This window comes from Mycobacterium sp., assembly GCF_052145595.1.
Classification (GTDB): Bacteria; Actinomycetota; Actinomycetes; order Mycobacteriales; family Mycobacteriaceae; genus Mycobacterium.
Genome location: NZ_JBKQOI010000329.1, coordinates 1 through 9,086, shown reverse-complemented (window position 1 = coordinate 9,086; position 9,086 = coordinate 1). Strand labels below are relative to the sequence as shown.

Sequence of the window (9,086 nt, the reverse complement as noted above, 5' to 3'; positions counted from 1 at the left end):
GGCCAGCGATGGCAGTTCGGCCCGCACAGTGGCCAAGACACGAGCGACGTCGTGCGGGTTGGCGACGTCGGCCGTGATGACCCGGACTTCGCAGCCGGATTGTTCGCGTATCACGTCGATGCGCTGTTGCGTGGCGTCGCTGGGTGCGCGTCGGCTGGTGAGCACCACATGCCGGGCGCCGTGGGCGGCCAGGTAACCGGCGACTTCCAGTCCGATCGCACCCAGCCCGCCGGTCACGAGATATGTCGCGTCATCGCGTAGGGCCAGCGGTGTTGCGGCCGGCTGTCCTGCGCGTCGAGTCAGCCGGGGAACGTAGACCGCTTGGTCGCGAAGCGCGATTTGGTCTTCACCGGCCGGGGCTGCCACCAGCTGGTCGATCAGCCCGGACCACTCGTCGCCACCACGGCCGGACAAATCTGCCAGTCCGCCCCACAGTCGTGGATATTCCAGCGAGGCGGCACGACCGAACCCCCACAGGCTGGACTGCGCCGGTGACACCGCGTCGGCGCTGTTGACCCGTTGTGCGTCACGGGTTACCAACCAGATGGGCGTGCGGAGTTCAGCGGCAGCCGCGGCGCGGAAGAGTCGCCGCGTTCCGCTCAGGACTTGGTGTTGCATCCGCAATAGCGATTGCGTCGACGGCGAGGTGTCCGAATCGAGGGCCGAGAGATGCAGGATTCGGGTGGTTGGTTCGTCCGCCACCGCGGCGCGCAACGCGTCTGCGAGCCGCTCTTCATCCGCGTCGGAGGCCGGCAACCCGAGGATCCTGTGCCGGTGCCCACGCGCAGTCAGCACGTCGACCAATGGCTGAACCGCGTCGGCGTCATCGCTGACAAGGAGCCAGGCAGATCCCTCGCCGGCTTTCGCGCCGGAGGCGCCAGCAGCGGATTTCTCCCAGCGAATCTCGTAGCGGGAGTCCGCGATGGACTGGGCTTTACGCTGTTGGTTGTGTTGTGCGGCAAGCTTTGTCAGCAAATCCACGGCCTGTTGATTGCCGCTCCCACCGTCAAGCAGCACGGCGAGTTCCTCGATCCGGCCGTCCTCGAGAAGCTGGACGGCTTCGGTACGCGTGGCTGCGGTCTGGTTCGAGGCCTGTTGAGTGGGCGCGACCCGCTGCTCACGGAACCAGTACTGACGATGCTGGAACGGATAGGTGGGCAGGTCGAGCTTGCGTGCCGGTCCCTGCTGGAGAGCGCCGAAGTCGGGCACGTGGCCGACGATGTAGGCGTTAGCAACGGCTTCGGTGATCTGGCGGTGGTCGGCGCCGTTTTTACGCAATGACGCGATCGCCCGTGGTGCAGTTGCCGGGTCAGGCCAAGCCCGCATGGCTGCCGCGGTGAGCACCGGTTGCGGGCCGACCTCCAGCAGTATCGTGCACCTGAGGTCGGCCAGTGTGCGCACGCTCTTGGCGAACTCGACCGGCTGCCGCGCATGGCGGCGCCAGTAGGCGCCGTCTAGTTTCGCACTTCTGCCTAGGGCGGCGCCCGTGCGGTTGCACACCAATGTCCTTTGTGGCGAGCGGAACTCGAACCGGTCCGCATACGCCTCGAATTCGTCGAGGACCGGATCCAGCAGCGCCGAATGGAAGGCGTGGCTGGTGTCCAGCCAGTCGCAGCGCACACCGTCGTCGGTCAGCGCGGCCACCGCCTGTTCCAGGTCCTCTCCTGGTCCGGACAACACGGTGTTGGCGCCGTTGTAGGCGGCCACCGACAGGCTCGGGAACTCGTCGGTGATGCTTTCCACTCGCTCGGCGGCAGCGAAGACCGCGGCCATACGACCGCCGGCGGGCAGGCTGCCGAACAGGCGGCCGCGCTCAGCCAGCAACAACGCTCCATCCTCGAGGCTGAACACACCCGCGATGCAGGCCGCCGAGTATTGGCCGACGCTGTGACCGATCACCACGTCCGGTTCGAAGCCCCATGACTGCCAGAGCCGGGCCAGGCCCATCTCCAACGCGAACAAGGCGGGCTGGGCATAGGCGGTCTGCCGCAGGGTGTCTTCACCGTCCGGATCGAAAATGACGTCCAGCAACGGCCTTTCGAGCACATCGGCGATCGCCGCCGCGCACCGGGTCATTATCTCGGCGAACACCGGCTCGGTCTCGAACAGCTCCCGGGCCATGCCGGCGTACTGGCTGCCTTGGCCGGTGAACAACCACGCCGTCTTCGGCTTGTCAGTGCACTCCCCCCGGAGCAAACCGGGTGCCGGGCGATTGTCGGCCAGCGCGCCGAGTACCTCACGCGCGGATTCCATCGAATTGACCACCAAGGCGGCCCGGTGTTCGAAGTGCGATCGCCCGACCCCGGCGGTGAGGCACACATCGGCCAACGTGGCCTCCGGATGTGCGGCCAACCAGTTGCGGTATCCGTCAGCGAGCTGAACCAAAGCCTCCGGGCTGCGTGCCGAGAGCGGCAACAGGCTGAAGCGCCTGTCGTCAGCGGGAGCTACCGGTGCCGCAGCAACCTGGCCCACTCCAGCGGGTGCTTCTTGGATGATGACGTGCGAATTGGTCCCGGAGAACCCGAACGAACTGATCCCGGCGATACGGGGCCGTCCGTCGCGCACCCAGGGCAGGGCCTTATCCACCACCCGGACCGGAAGCCGGTTCCAGGGAATGTGCGGCGAGGGGTTCTCGAAGTGAAGGTGCTTCGGCAATTCCTCGTGCTCCAGCGACAGGACGACCTTGATCAGACCCGCGATCCCCGCGGCTGCCTCCAGATGCCCGATATTCGTTTTCACCGACCCGATCAGCAGCGGCCGGCTCGCGTCGCGCCCGTCGCCGAGGGCCGCGCCGGCGGCCTGTACCTCGATCGGATCACCCAACGATGTCCCGGTCCCGTGCGCCTCCAAGTATCCGACGTCGCCGGCAGCGACACCGGCGCACGCCAGTGCTTCGCTGATAACCCGTTGCTGGGCCACGCCGTTCGGCACCGTCAAACCACCCGAAGCGCCATCCTGGTTGACCGCGCTGCCCCGGATCACGGCCCGAATCCGGTCACCGTCACGGATCGCGTCCTCGAGGCGTTTCACGACAATGACACCGCAGCCCTCGCCGCGCACATAGCCATCCGCGGCCGCGTCGAAGGTCTTGCACTTGCCGTCCGGAGCCAGCATGTGCGCGTGGGAAAAGGTCATCGCGGTCTTCGCGCTGAGCAGGACGTTCACGCCGCCGGCCAGCGCGAGGTCACACTCCCCCAAGCGCAGCGCCTGGCACGCCTGATGGACTGCGACCAGCGACGAGCTGCACGCCGTGTCGACGGAGACCGCCGGGCCCTGCAGCCCCAGCCCATAACTGATCCGGCCCGCTCCTGCGGCGGACGACGTCCCGATCGCCACGTACGCCTCGATCTCGGCGTAACTCAGCTGTTCCGATATCAAGCCCAGGTAGTCATGGGTGCCCAGACCCATGAACACACCGGTCTTGCTGTTCGCCAAAGCCGATGGCGCGGTCCCTGAATGCTCCACCGCGTGCCACGCCGTCTCCAGCAACAGCCGATGCTGCGGGTCGATCAACATGGTCTCCCGCTTCGACAGCCCGAAAAACGGCGCGTCGAACCCCGTTACGTCATCGATGAAGCCTGCCCGGCGGGTGACGATCTTCCCGGGAGCGTCGGGATCCGGGTCGAAGAATTCATCGACATCCCACCGGTCCGGGGGCACCTCCGAGACCGCATCCCGCCCTTGCTGGAGCACATCCCAGAACTCGTCCGCATCGGCTGCACCCGGAACGCGCAGCGCGTAGCCGACTATCGCAAAACCCTCGGTGGCCGGCAGAGCCCGCTTCTGGAGATCGGTCATTTCCGAGCCCCCATCGTCCCGTGCTGCTCCTCGTCGTTGACCGAGGCGAAAAAGCTGCCACCGCCGTCATCGAACGGGTTGATGCTCAAGCGCGTCTCCAGACCATACTCGACATGGGTGTAACAAGTTTTAAACCATACTTCCCGGTGTGACCGCTGTCACCAAGTTGGGTGTGACCCCTGTCACGGAGTCAGGTCTGATCCCTGTCGCGCAAATCAGTCGTTAGTGGTGACTTCCGGTTGCGCTGTGACCTGCAGCGATGGGTTTGGCTCTGTGGCATTTGGCTACCGGGCGGCCGCGGGCCTCTCGAGGCCGATGAAGTTCTCGATGCCCGTTGGCACCGTGAGCTAGCAAGCGCTCGCGGTCGGCGGCGAGACCCGATTCGGCCATCAGCCAACACACTTGAGGCGGGCGAAATTTTCCACAAGATCGGCGGCGGCTGCAGCGCTTTTGGCGGGCTCGGTCATCCGGGTGGCCAGCTCGCGGGCGCGGGCGACATATTCCGGGGCGAGGATGGTGCGCAAATCCTCAACCAGAGATCTCTCGGTAGCGGTCGAAAAGCGCCGGGCGGTGCCCACCTTGAGGCGTTTGACCGCGGCTCCATAAACCGCGTGAACGAGGTCCCAAAAGAGGATCAGTTGAGGGACTCCCGCCCGCATGGCGATAGGCGTGGTGCTCGAGCCACCGTGATGGACGACCGCGCGACAGGCGGGAAAGACGGTCGCGTAATTCATCGTGCCCACCACCTTGACGTGGTCGGAATGCGGGACGTTGCTGAAGTCGGTTCCGGCGGCGCCAACCAACCCCCGCTCGCCTAACTGCGCGCAGGTCGCCGCGATCATGGCGATCGTGTCTTCCGGAGATTCGACCGGAATGCTGCCGAACCCGAAGAAGATCGGCGGTGTTCCCGCCGCGATCCAAGACGCCACCTCCTCATCGGCATCCGTCTGCAATTCCAGCGTCAGCGTGCCGACGAATGGCCTCTTGAAGGGCCTCTGCCCATCCCGTTTCGCCCATTCGGCTGCCAGCCCGGGAAAGCACGCCTCGTCGTAGGCCTGGATTTCCAGCGACCCGCGGTCGGTGATCCGTCGCGGCGCGGAGCCTTTTGCCTTCGGTAGGCCCAGTTCACGGCGCTGGGCGTCCTCGGCCTGCTTTGTCCCACGCCAGGACACCCACCAGAACGCCGTCACCGCCGAGCGGCCCAACGGCGCCGGCAGAAATCGCAGGACCTGGCCGTTGGGCCGCAGCGGGAAGTAATGCAACGTGGCCAAAGGAATGTCGTAATACTCGGCGACGTTGGCGGCGGCGTCCTCGAAATTGATGCCGGTGAATATCAGGTCGGCCCCGTCCGCCAGCGACCTCAGCGTCGTGCTCATCTCCTGCCAACCCTGGAGAAGGGGCCCCGCAATTTCGAGTCGCGACCTGACCAGATCCCGGATCCGCCAGGGGCGGCTGAAGAAACACGTCCAGAATTCGCGATGCGCGTCCAGAATGGACCGCGCCTCCGGTCCGAAGCCCACCGCCGCAACCCCGGCCGCCTCCGTGAAGCCGACCAGGTCGGGCGGGACGGCCATACACACGTCGTGCCCTCGGCGCACCAGCTCGCGACCGACAGCGAGGTTCGGCTCGACATCGCCGCGACTTCCCCAGCTTGCCAGCACAAATTTCATAACGGATCCTAGCCTTTCACCGTGCGCGGTCTGCGGAATGAAAGCAGCAGCCTCACACTCCCGGCTCAGCCGCCCGGCAGCATAACCCGATCCCGGCGCTATCGAACCGCAAAGGGGAAGTTTTGGGCCAGCGCCCGATAACACCGGCCCGTCGCGGGAAGAGCCCGGCACGTAGCGCACAAGTCGCCGGGGCCGCACTTCACCCGGTTACCTCTACTTAGGGGGAGATTCGGCGCTCTGTCTGAGAAATTCGTCGAGATACCGGGGCGGCTTCAGGTTAAGCAAGCGCTTGCGGTCGGCGGCGAGATCCGCGTAAGTGAGCGCCTCGACCTCGGCCGGCGAGTAGGACAATCGTGATTCCGGAGATCCTTTTCGTACGACCCCGACGCCCATGTCGCACTTCAGCACTGCGACTCGCAGGTCGTCCCGCATGCTGCGCAGATAGACGATCGACTTCCAGACATCTCCGCTCCAGATACCAATGACCAGTGGCCCTTTCTGCTGCGCAACAAAGTCGTCCCAAGTCGCCGCGCGGCGGCCGATCAATTCGAGCGCGGGGTTGCAGTCGTGCAGAAAAATGACGCCGTCGTCCTTCAGGTAGCGCACGGTGTACTCGACGTCGCGCACGACCTGCTCGTAGGTGTGCAGCCCGTCGATCAAGGCGACGTCGATGGGGTGCTGCTCTAGGAAGGCCGTCTCATTCACGAAGAAGTCGTCGCTGGGCGTCTCGAAGTAGTAGGTGGCGCGTGCCTTCGCGTCGGCGAGGCTGCGGGAGCGCTCCGAGAGTCTGAACGCGGGGTCAACGGCGATCTTCACGTCGGCGCTGATGCGCCGGAACGCCTGCCCCTTCGAAACACCGATCTCCAGATAGACGGGGTTCACCCGCCCTTGGAGCGCCCGCTGCACGGCCTTGATCCGGTTCGCACCCGGCAGAGCGTCCACCAACATGACCAGCCCGTCGTTGAAGTTCACGCGACGATCCTCTCCATTAGAAGGGCCTCTGACAAGGGGTACGCCCGCGTGCGATCCACGGGCGGTGATCCTACAGCCACGACCCGAGGACTTTGGCGTGAATGAAGCAAACAGATGTCCTGTTGGCAAGCCACCGAATTCGACGGACGGCCATCGATCTCATGTGGCCACGGCAACGACTCTCCGGTTACCAGACCGGTCGGACGACCGGTGTTCCCTACCGATCGAGCCGCGGCAGACCTGGCCGCGTCAAACCAACGAACTGCCAGTCATCCGTTGTCTCGGTCATGCTCGCGGCTCCGGTCCAACTTACCCAGACCGGTAATCTCAAGGCTAACCGACTTCCGTTGTCCCGCAGCACCTAACATGAAAAGGATATCGCCTATCGGCGCGCTCAACCAAAATCGCCAAAACCGCCTGCGGAAAAATGTCCAGGCGTAGCTACCGTCACCCACCGACCAATACAAGGCGATCATGACCAGGTAGTACACCGCGCGCTTCCAGCGCGCGGTAACCATTTCAATATTCATCTCCCACGCCTCGAGGCCCCAAGCCCGGTACCGCCATTCCAGGTCGTACTTGCTCGAGAACTCATAGAATGCCAGCATCTCGCCGTTGGTGACCAGATACTCATCAAAGACAAGGATCGATCCCTCGATGAAACGATCCTTGCAGGTTTCTAGCGCATGCAAGCAACTCTCATACGTATCCAAGTCCATGTGGAAAAGCCTGATTGGGGCGGCCGGCCGGTCGGCCAAAAATGGGTCCAACGTCTCGTAGGTGCTTCCCCTGATGAACTGCACTTTACGACCGAGCGCGTCAGGCACCCCGTCGCGCAAGCTCACGCCGGTATCCCGAATAAAACGTTGCGCCAACGGTTCTGACAGTGAAAAGGTTCCACTCTTGATGACGATCTGGTCGTCGATTTGCCAGTCTTCAACTAGGCCCTCAAACGTATCGAAGCCGTATACCGCGCGGTCGGAGGCATCCGATATGAGCCTTGTCGACCAGCCGATCCAGACGCCTAGATCAAGCATCAGTTCGTCAGAATCCCGAAGAGATCGTCTCGGTAGGCGCGATGCTTCCCACAATAGCGTGTGGCCTCGAATCCGGCACCGACGCAGATCCGAAAGCGTGCGGCCGATAAACGCGCGATATGCGTCCTCATAAACCCTGATGTCCCGAGCATATAAGTTTGGAATGTAACGGTCGCGACCCTGATAAACCAAGCGCGCACATAGGAACAACAGTAGAAGTACTCCGATCGCGACGAGGAGAACCGGAACGAAGTAACATGCCGTAGCCACAGCGAGCGCGATGACAATGAGAACCGCTTTCCATACGCGATGAAGGCTCGTCCGATCTACTGTCCGCCTATCTATGACGTCTATTACGTCCACCGCTTCTCCTCCAGGTTCTCGGCCAGGCTTAGGCCCTACTAGATTGGCATGGCGCCTGAACCTGCTGGCCCTGAATCGCCGATTTGACGCGCCCCACACAATCGCCCCGCCCACCTCGGCGTCGGCAGGTAAGTCATGTGACCGGACCCAGTGAGCTGGTCCAGGACGAACGAGAGTCGTTCGTTGGTGCGTCAATTGGCAGCGTAGCGGGCTGTGGTTGGTAGCCCGGGGCCTTGACAAGAAGGCCCCTGGCGATCGAACACGTGCGGACGCTCGGACCGGTACTGGGGCGCTGAGTGCCATCGAGCGTGGCGAACTGTGAGTGCCGGCGCGAGTGATCGGCGGGGGTTTGCGACAGCTGGTACAACCTGCGCCGCAACAGGGTCGCGCAGCGACGCCGGCCGTCAGCCCGCCGTTCTTGAACCGCGGGTCCGCCGCGTGGATGGCGAGCGATTTGTCTATCGTGTCATCGGTCGAACCGTTTTCCACGATGATTGCCTCGAAGTCATGCGCCGGCTCGGCTTCGAACACGACGGCCAGCCGCTTTGCTAGCTCATCAACGGATTCGCTTTTGTTGTGGGTGGGGGATGATTACGGCGTTTTGTTGTTTAGTGCCATACTTTCCAGGGCGGGTTTCCGCTGTTCCAGAGGTTGTTGAGGGCCTGTGATTCGCGGAAGGTATCCATCGGCTGCCAGAATCCGTGGTGGGTGAACGCGGCGATCTGGCCGTCTTTGGCCAGCCGCAGCAGCGGCTGGTCTTCTAGCACGGTGTCGTCGCCGTCGAGGTAATCGAACACTCCGGGCTCGAAAATGAAGTAGCCGATGTTGATCCAGTCTTCGGTCTTGGGTTTCTCGCGGAATGTGGCAACGACGCCGTCTTGCTCGAGGTCGATGACCCCGAACCGGCTCATCGGCTGGGTGGCGGTGACGGTGGCCAGTTTGCCGTGCGCGCGGTGGAACTCCAGCAGGCCCGCGATGTCGACGTCGGCGATGCCGTCGCCGTAGGTGCACAGGAAGGGCTCGTCGCCCACGTATTTCTGGATGCGTTTGATGCGGCCGCCCGTCATCGTGCTCAGGCCGGTGTCGGCGACGGTGACCTGCCAGTTGAATTCGTCGTGCGAGCCGTGGTGGCGGATGCTGGACTGGTCACCCAGGGTGATGGTGAAGTCCAGGTTGGACACCCCGTAGTTGGCGAAGTAGCTCTTGATGTATTCGCTCTTGTAGCCCGTGCATACCACGAAGTCGG

At 63.7% G+C, this 9,086-nt stretch carries 5 protein-coding genes; all 5 read right to left on the bottom strand.

Annotation, left to right across the window (positions count from 1 at the left end):
• The coding region (locus ACLP4W_RS27515) for a type I polyketide synthase (protein ID WP_442390529.1) at nucleotides 1-3,798 on the bottom strand (3,798 nt) is incomplete at its 3' end.
• Between the two features lie 389 nt (nucleotides 3,799-4,187).
• Nucleotides 4,188-5,468, bottom strand: a complete 1,281-nt coding sequence (locus ACLP4W_RS27510) for a glycosyltransferase (RefSeq protein WP_442390528.1) — start codon at nucleotides 5,466-5,468, stop codon at nucleotides 4,188-4,190.
• 213 nt (nucleotides 5,469-5,681) lie between these two features.
• Nucleotides 5,682-6,416, bottom strand: a complete 735-nt coding sequence (locus ACLP4W_RS27505; RefSeq protein ID WP_442390531.1) for a class I SAM-dependent methyltransferase — start codon at nucleotides 6,414-6,416, stop codon at nucleotides 5,682-5,684.
• 293 nt (nucleotides 6,417-6,709) lie between these two features.
• Nucleotides 6,710-7,831 carry a class I SAM-dependent methyltransferase gene (locus ACLP4W_RS27500; RefSeq protein ID WP_442390530.1) on the bottom strand — a complete coding sequence of 374 codons (1,122 nt, stop codon included), beginning with the start codon at nucleotides 7,829-7,831 and terminating at the stop codon, nucleotides 6,710-6,712.
• 617 nt (nucleotides 7,832-8,448) lie between these two features.
• Nucleotides 8,449-9,086, bottom strand: a 638-nt coding sequence (locus tag ACLP4W_RS27495; protein WP_442390527.1) for a sugar phosphate nucleotidyltransferase, incomplete at its 5' end; no start/stop codon positions are given.